The sequence below is a fragment of the Moorena producens PAL-8-15-08-1 genome, assembly GCF_001767235.1.
Lineage (GTDB): Bacteria > Cyanobacteriota > Cyanobacteriia > Cyanobacteriales > Coleofasciculaceae > Moorena > Moorena producens_A.
The window spans coordinates 1568315-1590645 of record NZ_CP017599.1 but is presented as its reverse complement, the minus strand read 5'-3'; the positions used below and the strand labels follow the sequence as shown (position 1 = coordinate 1590645).

General features: G+C 44.7%; 22 protein-coding genes and 1 pseudogene. 11 read left to right on the top strand and 12 right to left on the bottom strand.

Annotated elements, in window-relative coordinates:
* Positions 1-61: 61 nt before the first annotated feature.
* Complete coding sequence (locus BJP34_RS06065; protein WP_070391566.1) at positions 62-1096, top strand: DNA cytosine methyltransferase; 1035 nt, start codon at positions 62-64, stop codon at positions 1094-1096.
* Position 1097: 1 nt separating this feature from the next.
* Here the strand turns inward: BJP34_RS06065 and BJP34_RS06060 are convergent, their stop codons facing one another.
* The 8 genes from BJP34_RS06060 to purE form a co-directional block, all read right to left on the bottom strand.
* Entirely contained in the window at positions 1098-1796 is a 699-nt protein-coding gene (locus BJP34_RS06060) for an MAE_28990/MAE_18760 family HEPN-like nuclease (RefSeq protein ID WP_070391565.1), read from the bottom strand.
* On the bottom strand, positions 1793-2878 hold the full coding sequence (locus BJP34_RS06055; protein ID WP_070391564.1) for a DUF262 domain-containing protein: 1086 nt from the start codon (positions 2876-2878) through the stop codon (positions 1793-1795). The genes BJP34_RS06060 and BJP34_RS06055 overlap by 4 nt, the downstream gene beginning before the upstream one ends.
* Positions 2879-2974: 96 nt before the next feature.
* Complete coding sequence (locus BJP34_RS48480; protein ID WP_267876499.1) at positions 2975-3103, bottom strand: hypothetical protein; 129 nt, start codon at positions 3101-3103, stop codon at positions 2975-2977.
* 486 nt (positions 3104-3589) lie between these two features.
* Positions 3590-5902, bottom strand: a complete 2313-nt coding sequence (locus BJP34_RS06050; protein ID WP_070391563.1) for a caspase family protein — start codon at positions 5900-5902, stop codon at positions 3590-3592.
* A gap of 293 nt (positions 5903-6195) precedes the next feature.
* The gene (locus BJP34_RS42545; protein WP_158517039.1) at positions 6196-6345 is read right to left on the bottom strand and encodes a hypothetical protein; all 150 of its coding nucleotides are present in this window, start codon (positions 6343-6345) and stop codon (positions 6196-6198) included.
* Positions 6346-6427: 82 nt separating this feature from the next.
* Entirely contained in the window at positions 6428-7615 is a 1188-nt protein-coding gene (gene sat / locus BJP34_RS06045; RefSeq protein ID WP_070391562.1) for a sulfate adenylyltransferase, read from the bottom strand.
* 117 nt (positions 7616-7732) lie between these two features.
* On the bottom strand, positions 7733-8269 hold the full coding sequence (cysC, locus tag BJP34_RS06040) for an adenylyl-sulfate kinase (protein ID WP_070391561.1): 537 nt from the start codon (positions 8267-8269) through the stop codon (positions 7733-7735).
* A 318-nt stretch (positions 8270-8587) separates the two neighbouring features.
* Positions 8588-9115 (bottom strand): 5-(carboxyamino)imidazole ribonucleotide mutase, encoded by a 528-nt coding sequence (purE, locus tag BJP34_RS06035; RefSeq protein ID WP_070391560.1) that lies wholly within the window; start codon positions 9113-9115, stop codon positions 8588-8590.
* A gap of 46 nt (positions 9116-9161) precedes the next feature.
* Between purE and nagA the strand changes: the two genes are divergently transcribed.
* From nagA to BJP34_RS06005, 8 genes are all read left to right on the top strand, one after another.
* Positions 9162-10304 carry an N-acetylglucosamine-6-phosphate deacetylase gene (gene nagA / locus BJP34_RS06030; protein WP_070391559.1) on the top strand — a complete coding sequence of 381 codons (1143 nt, stop codon included), beginning with the start codon at positions 9162-9164 and terminating at the stop codon, positions 10302-10304.
* Positions 10289-10438, top strand: coding sequence for a hypothetical protein (locus tag BJP34_RS42540; RefSeq protein ID WP_158517038.1), 150 nt, complete (start codon positions 10289-10291; stop codon positions 10436-10438). Before nagA ends, BJP34_RS42540 begins: the two co-directional genes overlap by 16 nt.
* Positions 10439-10966: 528 nt before the next feature.
* Entirely contained in the window at positions 10967-11182 is a 216-nt protein-coding gene (locus BJP34_RS06025; protein WP_070391558.1) for a photosystem I reaction center subunit IV, read from the top strand.
* Positions 11183-11275: 93 nt separating this feature from the next.
* Positions 11276-12124, top strand: coding sequence for a DNA-formamidopyrimidine glycosylase (locus BJP34_RS06020; protein WP_070391557.1), 849 nt, complete (start codon positions 11276-11278; stop codon positions 12122-12124).
* A gap of 41 nt (positions 12125-12165) precedes the next feature.
* Positions 12166-12315: a hypothetical protein gene (locus BJP34_RS45950; RefSeq protein ID WP_193431366.1), complete on the top strand. Its 150-nt coding sequence runs from the start codon at positions 12166-12168 to the stop codon at positions 12313-12315.
* A 101-nt stretch (positions 12316-12416) separates the two neighbouring features.
* Positions 12417-12638 carry an NAD(P)H-quinone oxidoreductase subunit O gene (locus tag BJP34_RS06015; protein WP_009149183.1) on the top strand — a complete coding sequence of 74 codons (222 nt, stop codon included), beginning with the start codon at positions 12417-12419 and terminating at the stop codon, positions 12636-12638.
* Positions 12639-12978: 340 nt separating this feature from the next.
* Positions 12979-13950: a malate dehydrogenase gene (mdh, locus tag BJP34_RS06010; RefSeq protein ID WP_070391556.1), complete on the top strand. Its 972-nt coding sequence runs from the start codon at positions 12979-12981 to the stop codon at positions 13948-13950.
* 632 nt (positions 13951-14582) lie between these two features.
* Positions 14583-16010, top strand: coding sequence for a serine/threonine-protein kinase (locus BJP34_RS06005; RefSeq protein WP_070391555.1), 1428 nt, complete (start codon positions 14583-14585; stop codon positions 16008-16010).
* Between the two features lie 168 nt (positions 16011-16178).
* Here BJP34_RS06005 and BJP34_RS36170 read toward each other — a convergent pair.
* Together BJP34_RS36170 and BJP34_RS06000 are read right to left on the bottom strand one after the other, a co-directional pair.
* Positions 16179-16325: pseudogene (locus BJP34_RS36170) on the bottom strand (DUF4114 domain-containing protein); the annotation flags it as partial.
* A 242-nt stretch (positions 16326-16567) separates the two neighbouring features.
* Positions 16568-16900, bottom strand: coding sequence for a transposase (locus BJP34_RS06000; protein ID WP_070391554.1), 333 nt, complete (start codon positions 16898-16900; stop codon positions 16568-16570).
* A gap of 967 nt (positions 16901-17867) precedes the next feature.
* Between BJP34_RS06000 and BJP34_RS48475 the strand changes: the two genes are divergently transcribed.
* Positions 17868-17996, top strand: coding sequence for a hypothetical protein (locus tag BJP34_RS48475; RefSeq protein WP_267876498.1), 129 nt, complete (start codon positions 17868-17870; stop codon positions 17994-17996).
* A gap of 29 nt (positions 17997-18025) precedes the next feature.
* Positions 18026-18223 carry a hypothetical protein gene (locus BJP34_RS38850; protein ID WP_149030825.1) on the top strand — a complete coding sequence of 66 codons (198 nt, stop codon included), beginning with the start codon at positions 18026-18028 and terminating at the stop codon, positions 18221-18223.
* Positions 18224-18364: 141 nt separating this feature from the next.
* Here BJP34_RS38850 and BJP34_RS05990 read toward each other — a convergent pair whose 3' ends face one another.
* Entirely contained in the window at positions 18365-19114 is a 750-nt protein-coding gene (locus BJP34_RS05990; protein ID WP_070391552.1) for a transposase, read from the bottom strand.
* 875 nt (positions 19115-19989) lie between these two features.
* Entirely contained in the window at positions 19990-22026 is a 2037-nt protein-coding gene (locus tag BJP34_RS05985) for a serine/threonine-protein kinase (RefSeq protein ID WP_229424266.1), read from the bottom strand.
* Positions 22027-22331: the final 305 nt, after the last annotated feature.

Here is a 22331-nt window from a genome sequence, read left to right as displayed (position 1 = left end):
ATCAGTTACCTTAATAAATCGGTTAACACATTGGTTTAGGTAAACCCTCTAGATAGACTTAATGATCGCTATTTCCGCAGTAGACCTGTTTTGTGGTGCTGGGGGGCTGACCCATGGCTTCCAGCAGGCGGGTCTTCCTGTGACTGTCGGGTATGATATTGACCCTATATGTCAGTTTCCCTATGAATACAACAATAAAGCCAAGTTTATACTCCAAGGCGTAGAAGAACTCACTGGTACTGACTTAGCAAAACACTACAGAAGAGATCAGATCAAGGTACTAGCAGGATGTGCTCCATGCCAGCCCTTTTCCAACTATTCCAGGCGATACACCAACAAAACCACTAAGTGGAAACTTCTCCATGACTTTGCTCGCCTCGTCCGGGAGTGTAATCCAGAAATCGTTTCCATGGAAAACGTGCCTCAATTGAGACGATATCAAGTTTTCGAGGAATTCACCACTGAATTAAAAAATCATGGTTATTTTATCTCATTTGATGAGGTTGAGTGTAAAGACTACGGTATTCCTCAAATTCGCAAGCGGTTAGTCTTTTTTGCTTCCAAGTTTAGTAAAATCAATCTAATTCTCCCCACCCACAATAACAAGAATTACGAAACAGTACGCAAAACAATCTATGACCTTGAACCTCTTGGGGCAGGTGAATCATCAAAAACTGACCGACTCCATCGGTGCAGTAAACTTTCAGCACTAAATCTCCGTCGTATCCGTGCTTCATTGCCTGGTGGAACTTGGCGAGACTGGCCCGATGAGTTAGTTGCAGAATGTCATACTAAGGATAGCGGTAAGACATATTCAGCAGTCTATGGTCGGATGGAATGGGATTTGCCAAGTCCAACGATTACTACACAGTCTTTTGGTTTTGGTAATGGTCGCTTCGGACACCCTGAACAAGACAGAGCCATATCTCTGAGGGAAGCTGCATTGTTACAAACTTTTCCTCGGGACTATAAATTTGTTGCAGACACTAAACCTGTGCTGTTTAATCATGTCGGGCGTCTAATTGGCAATGCTGTTCCTGTAAAGTTGGGTCAGGTAGTAGCTCAAAGTATTCTGAAGCACGTTAGTAATATATAAATTAAGGAGTAGTGGTGGATGAATCCAAGTATTCCTGGTTAGCTAGATAGGTTTCTATATTTTGTAGTATCTGCCTTAAATACTTGACTACCTTATTTTTTATTTTTAAGAGGTCATCAGCACTTTGCTCTCTTCCTACTTCAGCAAAGGACTTGATGCCATGGGCTAAATGGTTTCTGTTATCTTTAACAGTTAACAAATCCTTTCCATTTCCAGTCTTCGCGTGGTCAGTTGTGCATGAGAACCCATATTCCTTTGCTGTTTCCTGGATCTTTTTTCCGTCAATGTTGCCTGAAAATAGTTTTTGTTTATCAAAACCAGCATTGATAATGTCAAGAGAAATCGCTGTTATATTTGAAATGAAATCATCATCATGTTTTCGGTTTTTAAGGTTTTTTAAGAAAATTTTCTTAAGTTCAGGTCTGATTTCATCAAAGGAAATTCGTTTACTCTGAAGTTCATCAAAGATGGCTTCTATAGCATTTCGCATTGTGGATTCGACCAGATTGTAAAGCAACAAGAATCCACTAGCTTTCATAGTTTTTAATAACTCAGGGTCAATTTGTTTAATTTTAGGTTCTCCACTCTTACCCTCCATACTTAACTTAATTGTTCCTTGCTCCATATTTTTCATAACAATAAAATACTTACTCACTTCTTTAGAGCGTTCGTTGAAATCTTCAAATAATGGACTTGTCATGCTTTCCCTAGGAGTTGATCACGCACATACTCAATACGCCGAATTACTTTAGGTCTAGAGTTACTTGCATCAGAGGTAGTGTGCTTCTTAAATTCTGGCGAGTCAAGCCAATTCATTGATTTTGGCTTAAGATTTCTATTTTCCCTCAAGGCAAGAGCAACCCCAACGGAGATAGCCTCAAATCGAATACGAGGCGTCGTTGTATGTCGTTTTGATTTGCTAAATCCATTTTTAAAGTGCTTCTCTACGAAATCCAACATTGATTGGAATTCCGCCTCCATTTTCTCACGATCAAGTCCGGGCTTGTTGTGTTCTTCCAAGTAGTCATCAAGAAATTTCTTAACTTGGTGTTCAAAATTCTTATAGTTGTTCAGATAGGCGAAAAAACGTAACACGAATTCCTGGGGTTCACGTCTGAGGATTCGGGCTTCTGAAAACGGACATAGCTGAAGGAATTTTTCATTTTTGGAGAGTGGCTTCAAGAGATCTAGGAATGGTCCGGGTGATATTCCTCTGCGTTTCTCCATGTCATTTAGCTCAACGCTACCTGTATTGATCCTTTCAAACATATCCCGGCGCACTTCCTCATCTGCCTTTTCAGTCAGTTGGATCATCCGAAGCGTACTCCGTTTAAAGCGCCTTTGTCGTGCAAGTGGTAAGTCAGTATACCTAAATTTATTGAGTTTTTTTAGCTTCTCCAAATCAGTTAAGGTAAGTTCATTATTTATAAATCTAGCCAGAGTACGGATACGCTGTGTACCGTCTACTATCTCCAAACGCCCTAGATCATTTTCTGGGTCGTTGATATCGGCAACAAAGATATATGGTATTGGTAACCCTAAAAGTATAGACTCAATGAACTTCGACTGCCTTGTTTCATCCCAAGCCATCTCCCTTTGGTAATCTGGTATGAACAACTCGTTGGTATCGTCATCCTTTCCATCCATGTATTTCTGAACCAGTATTTCAACTGGATACTCTTTGGTGTCGTAATCAACAGGCTTCTGCTTCTCCCTAATTTCTGCTTCTGCTGCCTCTTTATCCTGAACTGTGATTTCTTCTGGCTTCTTTGACTTGGGCATAATAGTTTTACCTTATATATATATTAGTTAATAATACGTAAGTATTCAGCCGTAAGCTATCAGCTAATCTGCTACAGATGGTTCTACAGATGGTGCTTATGCCCATCGGCGCACGCTACTATTCGCCCAGGGTGCGCGTAGCGCAATCGGTACTTTTGAATAAAATAAGCATCTCAAGTAGCGATGCAGCGCGGTCTTGGGGGTTCCCCCCATGAGCGACTGCATCAAGAAGCGTGAGCCAAAAGTTCACGGCTGACCGCTGACTGCTGTTGGCGTAGCCTGCGCGTAGCGCATATGCTTACAATAGTTATAGCGCTGCTTGAGGTGAAATAGCGATGCAGCGCGGTCTTGGGGAGGCAGTGCGGTCTTGGGGGTCTCCCCCATGAGCAACTGCCGTGGTTTCCCCCATGAGCGACTGCATCAAGAAGGGCATAGCGCTGCATAGCTCCCCAGCAATTATGGAGTGTTATCTTGACCAATCAATTCTATTCAGGAGTCAGAATAAATAAAATTTATGTTGTTGAAATAAAGAAAGTTATCAGTATAGTTTAACCAAAAAAATAACTAGAAATCCTTAGTTATTTTACCAAACTATCCCCTTTCCCCACAGTCTTCCCCCTGTTCCCAGATCCGCTGTTCCCTATTTCCTATTAAACAATTATGGAGCAATTGTTAATTGCCAATTAGCAATTGACAATTAACAACCTGAAATTAAACCACCCGATAGAGAAAACTTAGCGTTGCCCAAGAATTCACATCCAAGGCGTAGGAATCAGCACCTATACTGAGGGAAGAATCTAGGGAATTTGCACTAGCATCGTGTATGTCTTGCAGCACCGCCTGGGCTACGTCCAAGGGGTTAAACAAATCATCAATTGGTGCTCCGATTCCGCGACGAGATGGCACAGCATCAAGAGCTGTACCGGCCTGAGTGAAGGGGGAGCGACTGCAAATCAGTTGCATTTCCACCAGTCCACTAGGACCTGAGACAATCCCACCAACAGAAGCTACGGCTGATGGCAGGGTTAGAGTTTCCCCAGGAGCAATTACCGCATTTTTGATAGATGAAGAGTTTTCTGAAGTCTGTGATGTTTCCAAAAATGGCAGTTTATATAGTGCGATCCCATTGCCATTGGTATTAAAGCCTAATAGCAAGAAATAGACCGGTTGGTCACCGTAGTTTTCGATCTGATAATTGAGACGACTCCCAATCGGCAAAATAGGAACACCTGTTTCTGGGACAGTTTTCGTCAACTCACCCTGAGATTTAGCTTGCTCCTGACCTACCCAACCTACCCGTGAGGAGGAAGCCGTCCGTAATGTTTCCAGTTCCATCACTAGCTTTTGCTCTGGTGCAACCATCTCCAGGGATACCCGAATACCTAGACCGGAAGACCCCTCATTAGCAGTTAGACGGAGCAATTTTGCGGCCAGCAAGGTTTTCAGTTTACCAGTCATTGCCATAGCTGCTGACTTCACGGCTACCCCAGCTTCCCCAACTCCATTGGGTATGGGTTCACCGTCGAGATAGAAGATTCCATAACCCCCTCCCCCAGCATTTGTGGAAGAGAGTGCTTTGCCAAACAAGTAATCAGCAGGTTGTTCCCCTGCTTGCACTACCGATGCAGCAGAGATACTAGAAAAGGCGCTGGTAGCATCTACTCGCTCAATTCGTTGTAGGTTGCCATCCAGAGCTACCGTTAGACCAATATTACGGGGTAACACCCGGACCGCTTCTTGCACCAGCTGCCCAACTTGTAGCTGATTGTTATTATCAGTACTAGCACCAATAAATTTTGCCTTAGCCGTCAGACCATCTTTAGAGGTTATTTGTAGTTGAGAGACTCCCGAGTTAGCACCGGCTTCCAATACAGACAATACAGAATTGTTGCTATAGTTATCCACAACTGTTGCTGGTAATCCTGCTAACCACAACTGTGCAGTTTGACCATTATCTTCCAGGGCAGTGACCACACCATCCGCTCCCATGCTAGGGTCAAGGGGCAGATAATAGGTAGGTATTGGCTCAAGACTACTCTGACCCCCTAGCCTTGGCTGTTGTTGTGTACCTGTCAGTTGATTAACCATCAGACCAGCGTGAGTCAGGCTCACCTGAATTGTGGTTGTTGGTATTGCCTGCCACAGATACTGAGTAAGAGCATAGGTAAATAAGCCAGCACTGAAACCATTCCATTTCGCCTCAATCGCCATTTGATTTGGTTCAGCCGCCGTGAGCACCAGACCGGCCATAGGATTCATAGCTCCAGGCACAACCGAAACCGATTGCGGGTTTACCATCCCTTGCCCAGAATCCTGTATCCGCCGCCGCAGTTGCTCTTGAAAAGCCAGTTCCTCCCGACTAGCCTCTTTGGCTGGTGGGTTAGTACTAGAGCGTACCTTAATATTTCCTTGGAGGAGGCTATCAGCTACCGTGTGGCTAGTATCAAGTACTGTAGTTACTTGGTCAGTTGCTAGGGTACGCAATAGCAAAACTAACGTTTCTTCCAGTAAATCGTTGGCTACCTTGGGTTTTTTTTTGGTCAGGCTCCCATCTACTGGAACCAAGCTATTTTGAAGTGCAACAGACTTATCGGTTTGATACTCTTGAGATAGCTTGACCTGGCTACCGAAGCCACTGAAGTGGAAGACTACCACGTCACCTGGTTTCGCTTGCTCCGTCAGATGTTCAATAAAAGCGGTTTCAATATTTTCTCGGGTCGCTTGGTCATCGTTAAGTATAAGTATATCCTTCGGGTTGAAGCCAAACCGATGAATCAATAGTTCTTGTTGTAGTTCTACATCAGTAACACAGCCATCCAAGAGTGTGCTACGAGGATACTTGTTGATACCCACTAGTAGGGCTAACTTTCGCCCAAGGGGTTGTGCTAATACTTGGAAGTAACGGTCTATTCCAGGAACAGCTAAACCACTATTCCCTAGGAGGGATAGTATTGTTTCACTGACTCCTAATGTTGCCAATCCCAAACTAGCTTTTTGCAGAAAAGTCCGGCGATTAAGTCCCATATCCGCGCTTCAGCTTTCAGATTTCAGCTATCAGCCTACCAGGATTGGCGCTCCTACGACCACAAGCCGTGGGATTCCCAGTTCAGCTAGTTCACTAGTTCACTAGTTAAAGGTTGAACGCGATGGACTTCGTCCCGCTTTGCTGCGAACGCGTGGCCTATTGGCCAAGGTTACAGGTTTAAGGTTACAGGTTACAGGTTAGAGGGTTGTTCCCGTAGCGTGGCCAAAGGCCAAGGTTGAACGCGATGGACTTCGTCCCGCTTTGCTGCGATCGCGTGGCCTATTGGCCAAGGTTACAGGTTGAAGGTTAGAGGGTTGTTCCCGTAGCGTGGCCAAAGGCCAAGGTTAGAGGGTTGTTCCCGTAGCGTGGCCAAAGGCCAAGGTTGAACGCGATGGACTTCGTCCCGCTTTGCTGCGATCGCGTTCAACCAAATAACCTCCAACCTTCAACCTCCAACCTTCAACCTTCAACCTTCAACCTTCAACCTCCAACCTTCAACCAAATAACCTTCAACCCTCTAACCTTTAAGTGCTCTCATGCATTGCCTTAGCCAGTTCTGCTGCCACTTCAGGTCGGGAAAATTCCGGTGGTGGTAACTCTCCCTCACGCAGCATTTTCCGTACCTTAGTACCGGATAAATGAATCCTCTGCTCCGGTGTACTTGGACTGGTCTTGGCGGTAGCCATACCCTGGGTGCGAGTGCAGTAGAAAGCGTGCTCAAACTTCATCGGCATGATCCCCAACTCACCTGGCTCAAACTCACCAAAAATGTGTTGGGCATCATAGGTGCCATAATAGTCTCCCACACCAGCGTGATCCCGTCCCACAATAAAATGGGTACAGCCGTAATTCTTCCGTACCAAAGCATGGAAAATGGCTTCTCTTGGGCCTGCATAACGCATGGCAGCAGGGTTAATTGCCAGAATCACGCGGTCATTGGGAAAATAATTCTCCAACATGATTTCATAGCAACGCATCCGTACATCTGCTGGGATGTCGTCGCTTTTAGTAGCACCTACTAAGGGATGAAGAAACAAACCGTCTACGGTTTCTAGAGCACACTTGATGATATATTCATGAGCCCGATGAATGGGATTACGGGTTTGGAAACCTACCACTGTTTTCCAACCCCGTTCTGAGAACATGGCTCTCGATTTTTCTGGATCGATTTGGTAGGAGGGAAACTGGGGATGGGGTAACCGTTCCAGTAACCATACTGAACCAGCTAAATTAATCTCTCCCTGGTCATACACGACTTTCACACCAGGATGCTTGTCTTCATCAGTGCGGTAAACTTGCACTGCTTCATGGGTTTTGTCGTAAGAATATTTTTCTGTCAGTTCTAATACACCAATAAACTGACCACTGGTATCATCCAAACGGACTAACCCCCCCTCTTGCAGAGGAGCAGCTACTTCAGAGGTAACCGAGAGGGTGATTGGAACTGACCACGGTAGGTTATTGGCTAGACGCATCCGGTCTACCACTGATTCGTAGTCTTCTTTGGCCATGAAGCCAGTCAGGGGACTAAAGCCACCGATAGCAATCATTTCCAGGTCGCTGACAGCCCGTTTATCTAGTGTGACTCTGGGCAGAAATTCAGCTTTCTCCAAAAATTCCTGTCTTTGTTCGGGTGTAGCGATACGGTTGACCAGTTGACCACCGTGAGCTGGGATAGTTTGTGAAGGATGGCTTAACACCGGGCTTTGCATACTCTAGCAATAATAATTAGATTCTACAATTGTCTCAAGAATTGTCTCAAGATACGACTCCCACTCCAAAGGGTGTAGGTGGGGTTCTTGAGTTAAGCTTTCTATAAAGATTCTGCTTCAAGTACTAGAAATATAATTTAACTCTTCCAGCTTTTTCAGAACTTTGTCCACACTTTCTGATAATTCTTCTTTGTCAGTGCGACATTCTACCTCCGGATTTAATGGTGGCTCATAGGGGTCATCAATACCAGTAAAATTCTTAATTTCTCCATCACGAGCTCGTTTGTAAAGTCCTTTGACATCTCGGTCTTCGCAAACGTTTAGGGGAGCATTCACATAAACTTCTACAAAGTCACCAATCCTTTGCTTGACCTCCTCTCGAATTTCACGGTAAGGGGAGATCGCAGATACCAGGACAATAACTCCATTGCGGGTTAAAAGATGGGCAACAAAGCCAATGCGGCGAATGTTTGTATCTCGGTCTTCTTTACTAAATCCGAGTCCTTTGGTTAAGTTCTGACGGACGATATCCCCATCCAAGACTTCCAGCTTGCATCCTTGGGCGTTTAGTTTTTCTTCTAATGCCTTAGTAATAGTGGTCTTTCCAGCACCACTAAGACCAGTTAACCATACTGTAACACCACGATGTTCCATGAACTCTATTTACCTCCTAGATTTTTTGTTGACATGACTTGGATTTGGTGTGGACAGGCTATTGGTATTTCAGCTGAACACCAAACTCAACTTCCTATTCGTAAGTCCTATTGCCTTTAGTCTCGGCTCATTTATAACAGATGCCGCCCTTCGGTGGGATGCTTTTGAGATCCCCCAGCTTAACGTAGTAGAACGAGTCGGATTACGCTCTAATTATTTTCGGTCACATCCCCCCTATAATTGCTTGCCCTGATGCCAAGTTAATGGGGGTTTTTGGCCTTTTTCAAGGTTAACCTTCTGAAAGTCTCAGCAACCAGATTAACCCATCTGCCCTAAGTATTGCTGATAACCTAACTCATCGAGTAATGCTTGCTTTTCCATCACTGATTCCGCTAAATTCTGGCGATACTGCTGCACTCTCTCTTGTAATTCTGGCTGATGAGTGCCCAAAATCTGCACTGCTAACAACCCTGCATTCTTGGCATTACCAATTGCTACAGTAGCGACGGGAATTCCTCCAGGCATTTGAACAATCGAGTATAGGGAATCGATACCCTTTAACTGACGACTAGACACTGGAACCCCAATCACAGGCAAGGGTGTTAGGGCCGCCACCATCCCAGGCAGATGAGCCGCCCCCCCAGCACCAGCGATAATAACTTTGAGTCCACGCTTGTGAGCGTCTTGAGCATAATTTACCATCCGTTCAGGGGTGCGATGGGCGGACACAATCGCTACTTCCGAAGGAACACCAAAGTCTTCACATACTGCGATCGCATTTTTCATGGTGGGCAAATCGGAATCGCTGCCCATAATAATCCCAATTAACGGTTGGTTATTGGTCATGGATCATGTTTGATGGTAGATGAATTAGACTTCGCCACATTCCCTAATGACTCTAGATATTATCAATGCTCGTGTCCCTAGTTACCACGGTTTACAGAATATTCACATTAATGCTCATGGAATTATTGACGCGATCGCACCGAAGCTAGAAACTCTTCCTAACCCGGCTATCCTTGACGTTGGTGGGGATTGGGTCTCCCTAGGGGGTGTGGATTTACAGATTAATGGGGGGCTAGGCTTAGCCTTCACCGATGTCGATTTTCACCACATCCCTTTACTCCAGGACATTTGTCAATTCCTTTGGCATCAGGGTGTGGATCAGTTTCTACCCACTCTGGTCACTACCTCGGTCGAGAAGATTCAGCGTACGCTTTCTGTTTTTGCTGAATTTATCCCTTCCCAACCTTACCAGACCCCAAGCGCTCGCATCTTGGGTGTCCATCTAGAAGGGCCTTTTCTCAATCCCCAAAAACGAGGAGCTCATCCTGTTGAGTATCTCTTACCACTTACTCTTAAAAATGTCAAGGAAGTTTTGGGAGACTATGGTGAGCTGGTTAAGCTAATTACTATAGCGCCAGAGTTAGACAGCATTGGTGAGGTGATTCCGTATTTGCGATCGCGCAACATAATCGTTAGTCTCGGTCACTCCCAAGCCACAGCAGAGCAAGCCCAAAGCGCCTTTGAACGTGGGGCATCCATGGTAACCCATGCCTTTAATGCTATGCCAGGACTCCATCACCGCAAACCAGGATTACTGGGAGCTGCCCTAGTTACTCCCGGTGTCCAGTGTGGACTAATTGCGGATGGTCAGCACGTCTGTTCCACCATGATCCAACTGCTGCTCCGTGCTGGGGGTTATCAACAAGGGATTTTTCTAGTTAGCGATGCCCTAGCCCCAATGGGATTACCCGATGGCGTCTATCCCTGGGACACCCGCCAGATAGAGGTCAAAGACGGGACAGCACGGCTAGCAGATGGGACATTATCTGGGACAACCTTGCCCTTATTGGTAGGGGTAGAGAATTTAGTCCAGTGGGGGATTTGTAGCGTTGAGAATGGCATTGCCCTCGCAACGGTTTCCCCTCGCCAAGCCATCGGTTTACCAAACCTCAGCATCGGTCAACCAGCTCAGTTATTACGCTGGCATCTGGATGAGGAGACATCAAAGCTGAGTTGGCAACGTTTGTAGTCTCACTCTTCCAACTCCCGACTCCCGATTCCCGATTCCCGATTCCCGATTCCCTACTCCCGATTCTCTACTCCCGACTCCCTAGAGGGAAATTAATAAAACTTAACAAAACTCACAGAATTCCCCACCGTTAAAGACGGTGGGGATGGATAGCGAAACGATGGAGGTGCGCTTTCCGTTTGAAGAATTAAATTACGGGGTCGCGCCTCAACTTGGGCTAAAATGGAAATGGTCGATGACCCGCCTGACTGACTAAAAGGCTACCTATTGATAAAAGGTATATAAAGTACTAGCAGAGATCAGGGAAGAGACAAGCCCCGGCTGGTTAGCTATAGCTGTAATTCCAAGGTAAGTCTGTCGCCAAAATATACCTCTGCGGAAGGCGGAGGTCTGCCTGTGGACGCTGAGTAAGACCAATTCCAGCAGGCGCGCGCCTCCAAGGCCGCGAGCAATCCCTCGCGGCCTTGGGTCGCGCCTCTGGTTGAGGCGTCGGCGGATGAAGCGGGAAGCCCGAAAGACGAATAAGACCGTCCCTGAATTGACCTGAGAATTGGAAGCCCGAACCTCAGCAAAGCAGGTTGGGGTACTTCACACAATCAAGTCAACGGAGAAGCCTAATTGAGTAGTAGGCTGTAGAACTAGAGCGTAAGGTAAATTTTTTTATGGCAGAACTAAAACGTGGTGCAAAAGTTCGGATTAAAAGAAAAGAATCCTACTGGTATGGCGATGTGGGAACTGTGGCTAGTGTAGACAAAAGTGGTATCAAATACCCAGTGATTGTCCGCTTTGATAGGGTAAACTATACTGGCTACAGCGGTAGCCCCTCTGGGGTGAATACCAATAACTATGCAGAGAGTGAAGTGGAAGTAGTTGGTTAACCTAACCAGACTCGGGAATTTGAGTTCCTGCTGTCTGTAGAGTGCTAAGTTAACACGCTTGCACTCACCATTGATCAACTAAAGCACTCAACCGTGCCGGAACTACCAGAAGTTGAAACAATTCGCCTGGGTCTAAATCAAGTGACTACAGGCCAGGAAATCCAGGGTGGAGAGGTGTTACTATCGCGCACCATCGCCCACCCTATTTCTCCGAAAGATTTTTTAGCCCAACTCAAAACTGTCACCATTAGTGATTGGCATCGACGGGGCAAATACCTACTCGCTAAACTAACCAAGTCAGATAATGATCAGGCCGGTTGGTTAGGTGTTCACCTCCGAATGACTGGTCAACTGCTATGGTTAAGTCAAGACCAGCCTCAGCCAAAACACACGCGAGTGCGATTGTTTTTCCCAAACAACCAGGAGTTAAGGTTTATCGACCAACGCACTTTTGGTCGAATGTGGTGGATTCCGCCATCCCAATTACCAGAAACCATTATCACTGGTTTAAAGCAACTCGGACCAGAACCGTTTTCCCAGGAATTTTCTACAGATTACCTAGTTAGTAAGCTACATCACCGCCAACGCGCGATTAAAACCGCCTTGCTCGATCAATCCCTGGTAGCAGGAATAGGTAATATCTATGCCGATGAAGCATTATTCTTGAGTGGTATTCGACCAGAAACCCTTTGTAAGGATTTGGGCTTAGAGCAGATCGAAAAGCTGAGCATCGCGATTATCCAAGTATTGGAAAAAGCGATTGAGTCTGGTGGTACCACGTTTAGTGATTTTATTAACGTCCAGGGAGTCAATGGCAACTATAAGGGGATTGCCTGGGTTTATGGTCGCACCGGAGAACCCTGTCGTATCTGTAGCACCCCCATCGAGCGAACCAAATTAGTCGGTCGCTCCGCTCACTTTTGTCCGAACTGTCAGCGTTGATCAGGCTGGGAAGTGTCGGAAGTGTCGGAAGTGTCGGAAGTGTGGGGAGATGGGGAGATGGGGAGATGGGGAGATGGGGAGATGGGGAGATTTTTATTAAGGGTTCTCATAGTAATAAGGTAAACAAGATTTTATCCGAAGTTCCCGACTCCCGACTCCCGATTCCCGACTCCCCTCCTGGGAGGGATTAGGGGTGGGTTCCGATTCCCGATTCCCGACCCGATTCCCAATTCCCTGTTCCGGATTCCCCGTTCCCCCGATAGAATAGAAGAGGAAAGACAAAAGAGATTTTATGGCTGGGAAAATTAAAAAGGGAGTATTGGTTCGGGCTATCCAAGCTCAGTTAGAGGGTAGCCTGGAAGCCAAAGCAAGTGACCCCCGCTTTTCCTCTTATCTGTTTGAAACCGATGGGGAAATTCTTGATATCAAGGGGGATTATGCCCTGGTCAAATTTGGTCGGGTACCCACCCCGAACATTTGGTTACGTATTGACCAGTTGGAAATCTCGTCTTGAAGAGTAGGGAGTAGGGGGTAGGGAGTAGGGAGTAGGGAGCGGTGCGACCCCGCGCTTTTTCAAAGCTAACCGTGAACGCGCAAGCCCTGGGAAATGGCGAGATGGAGAGAATTATCCCGAAAATTATTGTATATAATGTATATATAGATACATATTTAAGATACATATTTATACTTCCTAAGTAACGAAAGTACATACTCGCCCCAATGTTCACAAACCTACCCTTGTGAGCTTTGGCACCCATAGCCCCCTAAATACTCCAATTTTGGGGGAGTTCCAGCAAAAGCGATTGGCCGTAGGCCACGCTAAGCAAACGCATTTCCACTCACCCCTTCCGATCATGGTACCCTATCCCAACTCCCCAATTGCTTGCCACGACAACCGTGTATCCGTAATCGGTGGTGGTAGAGTAGGGAGCACCCTTGTCCAACGGATTGCTGAGAAAAATCTGGCCGATGTCGTACTCCTGGATATTAAACCAGGTATGCCCCAAGGCATTGCTCTCGATTTAATGGAGGCCAGGGGGATAGAAGGTCACGATTGTCAGATTATCGGAACTAATGACTATGCTGATACTGCTGGTTCCGATGTGGTGGTGATTACGGCAGGAAGTCCCCGGAAACCAGGAATGAGTAGGGATGACCTCCTACAGATCAATTCCAAAATTGTGGTGGAAGCGGCTAAAAATGCGATCGCAAAATCCCCAGATGCCATGTTAATCGTGGTCACCAATCCCCTCGATGTGATGACCTATCTAGCCTGGCAAGCTACTGACTTACCACCCCATCGGGTAATGGGCATGGCAGGGGTGTTGGATTCTACCCGATTCCGGACATTCATTGCCATGGAAAATGGTGTATCCGTTGCGGATGTGAATGCCGTAGTGCTCGGAGGCCATGGGGACTTAATGGTGCCACTACCACGCTACTCTACCGTTAGTGGTGTTCCCATCACCGAACTGATGACACCAGACCGGATAGAAGCCCTGATTGAACGGACTCGTCGAGGCGGAGCAGAAATTGTAGAACTGATGCGCACAGGCAGTGCTTATTTTGCCCCAGCATCCTCCGCCTGTTTGATGGTACAAGCAATTTTACACAACCAATCCCGCCAAATCACCGCAGCTGCCTACCTTCAGGGTGAATATGATTTGGAAGATATTTTTATAGGGGTACCCACCCGATTGGGGTGTCGAGGCATTGAAAAAATTTTGGAATTAAAGTTGACAGATTATGAACTGTCCTCCCTCAAGATATCCGCTGAATCAGTTCGTGACAATATTAAGAAGGCACAAGAGATGCTGGGTCATTAGGAAGAGGGAACAGGAAACAGCGGATCACCGGAACAGGGAAGTAAGCATTCAGCTGTCAGCTGTCAGCCGTGAGCCTTGGCCAAAGGCCATGCTACGCGAATGGCTCACGCTGCTTGAGGTGCTTTCCATAACTCAGATGAAACGAATGCTTACCTCTTGTATTCAAAAGCACCTCAAGTAGAGTGGCACAGGCCACAAACGCTGTGAAGTAACCCAAAATCGCTGATACGCGACACGCTGATAGCTGTTGGCGTAGCCTGCGCGTAGCGCATATGCTTACACAGGGAACAGGGGATAAGAATAGACACAAACAGCATCATCAACATACTTTTGCAACAGGTCTATTCAATTCCATCCCATGGTATTAATTAGTATAGGGAACAGGGAATAGGGAACATATAATAAGTAGTTTTCGATTAATTTTAAATCTTTAAATACACTTTATTTAAATATATTGTTTATCATTTTTATATTACTTTCTGCTCTGTTGACAACAATGATAGGTTGACAAGGTAAATTGTTATTACTAGATTAAACACTTCTGCAAAAAATCCTCCTATTTCTTTCCTACTCCTCCCGATTCCCGATTCCCGATTCCCTAAACTATAAATCATCAATTATTGGCGGCTATTATGTCTAATACCTTAAAACCTGGAGCAATTATCAAAGACCGCTATACAATCTTAGGCGATTTAGGTCAAGGAACTTTTGGACGGACCTATCTCGCTGAAGATGCTAATCGCTATCAAGAGCGTTGTGTACTTAAAGAATTTGCTCCCCAACTTCAAAACAAACATGAATTACAAAAAGCTCAAGAATTATTTGAGCGAGAAGCTGGCATGTTATACCAGCTCAGACATAACCAAATTCCTTGTTTTCGAGAGTTACTTAGAACCAGTATCGGTCGTAAAAATTATCTATTTTTAGTACAAGACTATGTCGAAGGGTTAACCTATCACCAGCTTTTAGTCCAAGGTCAAAAGTTTAGGGAAGCAGATGTGATTAAACTGCTCCAAGACATCTTGCCAGTTTTAGATTATATTCATTCTAAGCAGATCATTCATCGGGATATTTCTCCCGATAATCTGATTAAACGGAATTCTGACGGCAAGCCAGTATTAATTGACTTTGGTTGTGTCAAAGAAATGGTAACCACTGCCATTGTCCAATCAACCGGACACGTGATTGGTACTCAAGTCGGCAAACGGGGTTACTCCCCAGATGAACAGTTACGATATGGTAAAGCTGATGCCACTAGCGACCTTTACGCTTTAGCGGTAACTGCTTTAGTATTGCTAACCGGTAAACAGCCTCTAGACCTTTATGATAGTTATCACGCTACCTGGCTTTGGCAAGAGATAACTATTAGCCCCAGCTTCAAATCGGTGTTGACTAAAATGCTGGATAATCTTCCTAAACAACGGTATCAGTCAGCCCAAGAGGTCAGTGAAGCGCTCTTAACCGTAATTCCCCAGCCGGTAAGTAGCCAGCAGCCAACTAAGCTACCAAATAATCTACCAAATAAACAACCAAATAAGCTACCAACTAAGCTACCAAATAAACAACCAAATACACTATTTACCCAGATCGCTACCTTAGTTGCTGCTCCTGGTCAAACTATTAAAACAACCTTCACTGCTGTGCTCAATCGCAAACAGCAATCCACTAACCGTGAACTAAAGTTTTTTGGTCTTTCTATGTCCATTGCTTTATTAGTAGTGTTTGGAACGGTAGCAGTAGCCAGAGGAGGGTTTCCTACACCAAAATTCCCGAAGATATCCTGGCAATTGCCCACTATACCATCATTGCCTTCTACACCATCTGTGAGTAACACCGAGCAGCAACGGCAAAAGCAAATCTATCAGCGTTGCCGAGATTTGAAGATTGATCCAGGGACTTTTTATCAGAAAGTTGATCAATTTTTTTATAGTACATATCCCCAATTAAAAGGAAAGACTCTTTCCGATAAACAAGAGGATGTTCAATTCCGGCAAGCTTGGTATCAAATTGCTGAGGATTTACTGGATAATTTGGAACAAGAGGCTTATTTGAGCAATTAGAGGTTTTCGGGAGAGGGTGGGAGGTGTTGGTTTTCTCGGAGCAGAGGGTGGTGCAAACTATTGCAGCGATGCAGCGCGGTCAACGGAGGCTAGCCCACTCGCTATTGCATCAAGACATTGTACCTGTTTCCAGATCCGCTGTTCCCTATTCCCTTTGCTCTATATTGCTTAAATCAAAGTCAAATCCATCTTGATCACAACATCATTGTAATCATTATCCCCACCATTGCTTAAATCCTCAAAGCCCCAGGTATTATCCCCCAATAAGCGAATGTGGTTTACTTGATCACTGTTAGCGCTCATATATGCAAAGTAAACTGAAGGGTCATTAGCTCACGGGGTGACAAGCTAATTGAAAATCTTACAGGGGTGTTTGTTAATGGGGTTAGGTGAAGCGCGAACATCGTCATGGCGTAGTAGTTGATTAAAACTATCATTGACGTTGTATGGTGAAAATTGCTTCAACTGCTGGGAAATACAACAACACGAGTCGCGCTCATTAAACCCAAAACCTAAAACCATTAACCGTGCCACCTGCCTAGGTTTGAGCTTTGTTGTCACCCCTTGAGCACTTTTATCCTCGTCCAAAATCCTCTTTGTCCTGGAGATTCTTTTAAAGCACTTAAAGATTGATAATCTTGCCCCTTAATTTTGATATTTGTGTCCTTTTTTTGTCTAAGTACAAAGTAGACTTTCTTTTGCCTCAGCCATTTAGCTAGGATGACGCTGTGAAATTCTCTGTCTCCTAATATCACAAGTTCGTAATCTTTCAATAACTTTAATACTGGTCTTAGTATTGCTTTTTGCTCATCACAATTACTGGCTCCTCTTTTGTTCAGGAAGTCCCCGAAAATTGGAAGTGCTCGTTTCCAAATTATTACCCCCACCATAAACAAGTTTTTATATTGCCATTGAGTTCTATCTAACAGGCTTATATAATCTATATTTTTGATGAACGTTATTCGTAATAATGAATTTAATAATTGGTAACCAAATCCTCAGGGGGTGACAAGCAGGCTGAAGCCCTGATATAGCGACGTTTTTATCACATGTACCAAAGGAAAAAATGACGATTATATATAATCATTATTATTGTGGGATAGGTAGAGTAACACCCCCATTAACTCCTGTACAATATTCCCTATAAATCAAAGAAAGCAATGCAGCACAGTGAAAGAGAGTAACTGCAGTCAAAGGAGTGCCCGCCATGAGCAACCGGCGTGGAAACTCCCATTTGCGACTGCATCAAAAACAGACATCAAAAATCCCTTGACCCAAGGGTCATACCAGAGTTTAATTGAGTTATAATTAGAGAAACAACCGATCCGGTTAATTAAATTCTGATTGATTCAGGCTTAATTGTATTAAAGACATAGCTCTTAACCCCCTTTGATAATGGGGAAGCTTGTGGGTATATCAACTAATTTTTCCACTAATTGCCAACAGTAATCCAAAGATATTATCCAATTTTGGCCATATAAACCAACCCAGAAGTTACTGTGACGTTTAATAAACCTACGAGGTTCAGTTAGTCGATTAATATATTTTTGTAGACCTTGATGTTTAAGTCGATTACCTATCAAAATGGAACGAGTATAAGCCAGAGCAATTAATAACACAAGCAAGGGATACCTTACAGGTGTTGCTTTACTGCCTTCGAGATTGTAACCACAGGTGCGACCCGTGGCGAATTTAATTCGCCTACGGAAAGCGCACCTAAACTCTTGCAATCACGGAACATAGCTTCAATCGCACTACGAGCTTTATAAACTTTAATAACTTCATCAATAGTCTCTAAATTAGTTAGGATATACCAGCCCTGTTTTTCCTGTTTGCCTCGATATTTTCGCTGTCTTGATGCAGTCGCTCATGGGGGAAACCACGGCAGTTGCTCATGGGGGGGACCCCCAAGCTTTCAAGGGTATGTTTTTTACTTTGACCTCAGGTGTGGGGTGTGGGGTGTGGGGTGTGGGGTGTGGGGGATAAGAAAATATACTTAATTTGTCGTTGTCTTGATGCAGTCGCTCATGGGGGAAACCCCCTGTTCCCTTGCTGCATCGCTAAAAATCATCATTGTCAGCCATGCAAAGCGCGAGTGGTTTGAATTTACCGTAAGACAGTGGAGCCTTGTCTTGATGCAGTCGCTCATGGGGGAAACCCCCTGTTCCCTTGCTGCATCGCTAATCAATAAGTTTTCCCCCTTTTCTGCATAGCCTACCAACCATAAAGGCTCCACTGTCTAAGGTTTTGTCTCCGGGGGAAACCCCCGCAGGTCGGCGCAAATCACGCTTGTTCGTTGTTTTCCTTTTCCTCTCCCTCTCGGTCGTCCCATGTTTTACCCAAATGTAAAAAACCTACCCCTGTGAGGGACCCCCAAGACCGCGCTGCCTTCCCAAGACCGCGCTGCATCGCTTCCAGTATGCTGCTAGATTAAACTGACCAAAACCTTTTCTTTTGGTATATACTTCACTATAAAATCTCTTTATACCTGGCTGTAAGCCTAAACTAGAGATAGTTTGCTCCCCATGACCCTTTAACTTGACATAGGTGTTATCTTGTACCCTTAAAGCAAACTTGACCTGTTGACTCTTAAGCCAATCGGCTAATTCTACACCTCGAAACTCTCTGTCTCCTATGACTACTATTTGATAATCTTGGAAGAGCTTAATAACTGGATGTAGTACAGCAATTTGCTCAACTAAATTACTACTCCCTTTCTTTAAGAATTTCCAGTACACTGGTATGGCTCTTTTCTGATAGCGGACACTCACCATTAAGAGATTGTTATCTTGCCACTTAGTCCCATCAATGATAACCAGAATACGACTTCCTTTTTGGAAATGATTGTTGACGAAATATTTAATAAGTGGAAACCAGAGTAATGGTATACTAAGATTTTGAAGACTCAAGAATCTTTGTAAATGTCGCCGACGACTTTCATAAAGAATAGGTAAAGGTAAATAAGCCGCTAACTTTAGAGATACTTGTTTGTGAGCTTGCAGTAACGAAACTAGTATCTCTAAAGTTAGGATTTGTTTGTGATGTAAGTAAAGCGCGAAATGTTGTTGATAATATAGTAATTGATTTAACATTTTATCGGTCATTACTGATTATACAGACCGAGATTTGTTTACCATTAATCCTCCGCCATTGTGAAGAACCTGGTTTGTTAACATAAAACATCAACTCACCACCGAGGTAATAGCGATGCTACTGCCTCTACTATCAGATTATCATTATCATAGACTTTCGGGATGAAATCCATTGATTTTTTCACCAGGGTTAATTGGTACAAAGCCCCTCCTCTCTTAGGTTCTGGGTGCTTGTCACCCCGTGAGACGCGCACGCGTGAGCTAAAAGCTCACCGCTGACCGCTGACTGCTGTTCGCGCAGCGTGCGCGTAGCGCATATGCTTACGTTGCGATCGCTCAAGAGACGGGTTAAGCTGTCACGGCTTTACATTGTAATACCAAATCCGTTTGTCAAAACCCCTTTATAAAAATCGACCAAATCTTTGTATGCCATGAATCTATGGCTATGCGGATAAGGGGGGTATGGGAACAGGATTTGGTATAAATGGGGGTTGATGGGGAGATGGGGAGATTTTTATTAATTAACGGAATTATTTGGAAATTATATTAGATAAAGTTGTAAGTTTTTTTAGATTATAATTAATTATAATTATACTGAAAATAAATTTGCTTATTAATTCTATATAAATATCCTTGATTTTAATTCAGTATTGACCATAAAAAATAACATAAAAATCAATAAAATTAATATCATGTTGGGATAATTAGTGATAAAAAACCATCTCCGATTAAACCTTACTGCTTTCCTTCTGCCTTCAGCATAGCTGCCTTCTGCCTTCGATAGGACGCAAGCGTGTAAGTATTCAACCGAACATGATATTAGATTGTCCCCCCGCCAGGACCTAAACTATACTTCCATTGCTAGACTAATCACCAATGACCAATCACTAATCTTCAACCCTAAAGTTAAGTCGATAATTAATCGGTTCAGAAGCTTGAGAAACTACCACAAACTCATAGAAACCAGATGCTGGCAGCTCCCCGATCCAGTCGCGTTTGGTTGAGTCTTCTAATAGGGGGGTCGTCTTACGGCTCGGAGCATAAACGGAAAACAAGGCATTTACATCGGTAGCCAGTCTCACTTCCATGACTTGACCAGCAGAAAGTTTAGCAGTAAACGCTTGTCCGTCTCCTGGCTGGAGGGTTCCATTGACTTGTTGAACTCCGCCAGCAGCAAACTCAATGCGCTGTAGGGATTTTCCTGATGTCAACGCTTTGATCGTATCCCCAACAATTCCTTGCCACACCTGACCAATAGACTTATCGATAAACTTCTGACCCCGCTGATCGGGAAACTTATGAAAGAATTTAGAATCTGCAATATCATAAGCTGCACGGCTAGAAAGGCGCACCTTATTCACTTCCTGCTTCCAGCGAGTTAAATCTGCTGGGCCATAGCTTCCCAACCTTCCCCGTGCCGTCCGACTCAAATTGAGCAACTCAATCCGGGTCAATAGCTCAAATGCCAGCTTATCCCACTCTTCTCTTAACGGAGCATCCTGTGATCCATTGCCTAGCTGTCGTTTTTCTTGATTTGGGTACTTGTCCCAAAACGCCTCATTGACTAACTCAATGTAGAACTTTTCGTTAATCTCCAAATTGCCACGACGCTGATCTAGCAATTTCTTGCGGTTTTCCTCGTTCTTGGTAAACCAGTCGGGTGGCTTTATGTCCGGTTCGATGGGTGATTCCTTTGGTGAGGGTTCCCGCTCAGATATTGGGCGGAAGGTGAACCACCAATTGGTTGCCCAGAAGGTAAAGCCAAATACAGCAGCAGCTAAGACAGATACCAAAACCACCTTGCCAAGCCAGTCTAAAACGGTATTGTTCGTAAAAGTGGTTAATGGTCTTCCGGTAGCTGGCCTTGCTGGCTGGTTAACCGCTACTGGCTTGGAACCAGGGGCAACTGCTAAAGTCGGTTTAGTCTGAGGGGGTGATGGAGCTGATTGCGGGTCACTGGCAAATTGAAGGTGAGTGGTGAGGTCTCGCAGCACTTCTTTGGCATTTTGGTACCGTTCCCCTGGTCTCGGTTGAAGCATTTTATCGATGATACGACCTAGGGTAGGGCTAAGGCTGATCTCTTGCCGCCAGTTCCAGGTCAGGGTATTGGGGTCAATTATCTGCTGGGGTTCCTGACCAGTCACTAATACTAATATAGTTGCCCCTAGAGCATAGAGGTCACTGTGGGGAAAAACACTTCCTCCTTGCATCTGCTCTGGGGGAGCATAACCAACTTTACCCAACCGAGTTATTATCGGCTTATTTTGACCAGCCACCTTTGACCCTAGGAACTTCGATGCCACATTTGCTGCTACCTCTTTGACACCGCCAAAGTCAATCAGCACTGGTAAACCATCGGTACTGCGCAAAATCAGATTATCGGGAGAGATATCCCGATGAATCACCCTCATAAAATGGATATATTCCAACACTGGCAGGATTTGGATCAGCAGTTGAGTCACTTCTGCTTCACTAAACCGGAGTCCCTGAGGTCGGCGAGCCTCCAGTAGAGCGCGGTAGGTTTGCCCCTCCACATAGTCCTGAACCAACAATAGGGTGCCTTTGTCCTGTTGTTGTACCTGAAACAACTCACGAAATTGAGGAATTTGAGGGTGTTGCAGTCGATAAAGAACTCCCGCTTCCCGCTCAAATAGTTCTTCTGCTTTTTGTAAGGCGTGGTTACCTTGAACTTGGGGGGCAAATTCTTTTAGCACACAAGGTTCATTAAAGCGGTTAAGGTCTTGAGCTAAATAGGTGCGTCCAAAACCTCCGTGTCCCAACTCCCGGACGATGCGGTAGCGACCACCCAGAATCTTCCCAGTGTCAAAGGTTTTGGCTAAGGATGGCAGCATCTCGCCACAAACCCGGCAAAACTTATTGCCATTGGGATTCTCATGTCCTTTACTACAATAGAGGGGCGTCATTCGATTTTGAATGTTGGATGTTGGATGTTGGATGTTAGATTTTTTTCCAGGGCTTGGTCCCGGAGACTTGACACAGTGTGTGGGATTATGTGACCTGTTGACTCAGTAGTTGACTAAGCATAGGTAGACCAGCTACTGTGCTATATATATAAAGATATATAGCATTTCTAAAATAGGTGATATAGATTTTGGATTTTAATTTTGGATTTTAGTCAATAGGTAACAGGGAACAGCGGATCTGGGAAAAAATATTGTGTACCTCATAGCTATGAGAAGCACTATTATATATAACTATATATAACTAA

Excerpts from the sequence above, each read along its gene's own strand:
- BJP34_RS06065 (WP_070391566.1), top strand. The coding sequence starts at position 62 with ATGATCGCTATTTCCGCAGTAGACCTGTTTTGTGGTGCTGGGGGGCTG.
- BJP34_RS06060 (WP_070391565.1), bottom strand. The coding sequence starts at position 1,796 with ATGACAAGTCCATTATTTGAAGATTTCAACGAACGCTCTAAAGAAGTG.
- BJP34_RS06055 (WP_070391564.1), bottom strand. The coding sequence starts at position 2,878 with ATGCCCAAGTCAAAGAAGCCAGAAGAAATCACAGTTCAGGATAAAGAG.
- BJP34_RS48480 (WP_267876499.1), bottom strand. The coding sequence starts at position 3,103 with ATGCAGTCGCTCATGGGGGGAACCCCCAAGACCGCGCTGCATCGCTAC.
- BJP34_RS06050 (WP_070391563.1), bottom strand. The coding sequence starts at position 5,902 with ATGGGACTTAATCGCCGGACTTTTCTGCAAAAAGCTAGTTTGGGATTG.
- sat (WP_070391562.1), bottom strand. The coding sequence starts at position 7,615 with ATGCAAAGCCCGGTGTTAAGCCATCCTTCACAAACTATCCCAGCTCAC.
- cysC (WP_070391561.1), bottom strand. The coding sequence starts at position 8,269 with ATGGAACATCGTGGTGTTACAGTATGGTTAACTGGTCTTAGTGGTGCT.
- purE (WP_070391560.1), bottom strand. The coding sequence starts at position 9,115 with ATGACCAATAACCAACCGTTAATTGGGATTATTATGGGCAGCGATTCC.
- nagA (WP_070391559.1), top strand. The coding sequence starts at position 9,162 with ATGACTCTAGATATTATCAATGCTCGTGTCCCTAGTTACCACGGTTTA.
- BJP34_RS06025 (WP_070391558.1), top strand. The coding sequence starts at position 10,967 with ATGGCAGAACTAAAACGTGGTGCAAAAGTTCGGATTAAAAGAAAAGAA.
- BJP34_RS06015 (WP_009149183.1), top strand. The coding sequence starts at position 12,417 with ATGGCTGGGAAAATTAAAAAGGGAGTATTGGTTCGGGCTATCCAAGCT.
- mdh (WP_070391556.1), top strand. The coding sequence starts at position 12,979 with ATGGTACCCTATCCCAACTCCCCAATTGCTTGCCACGACAACCGTGTA.
- BJP34_RS06005 (WP_070391555.1), top strand. The coding sequence starts at position 14,583 with ATGTCTAATACCTTAAAACCTGGAGCAATTATCAAAGACCGCTATACA.
- BJP34_RS06000 (WP_070391554.1), bottom strand. The coding sequence starts at position 16,900 with ATGGTGGGGGTAATAATTTGGAAACGAGCACTTCCAATTTTCGGGGAC.
- BJP34_RS48475 (WP_267876498.1), top strand. The coding sequence starts at position 17,868 with ATGCAGTCGCTCATGGGGGAAACCACGGCAGTTGCTCATGGGGGGGAC.
- BJP34_RS38850 (WP_149030825.1), top strand. The coding sequence starts at position 18,026 with ATGCAGTCGCTCATGGGGGAAACCCCCTGTTCCCTTGCTGCATCGCTA.
- BJP34_RS05990 (WP_070391552.1), bottom strand. The coding sequence starts at position 19,114 with ATGACCGATAAAATGTTAAATCAATTACTATATTATCAACAACATTTC.
- BJP34_RS05985 (WP_229424266.1), bottom strand. The coding sequence starts at position 22,026 with ATGACGCCCCTCTATTGTAGTAAAGGACATGAGAATCCCAATGGCAAT.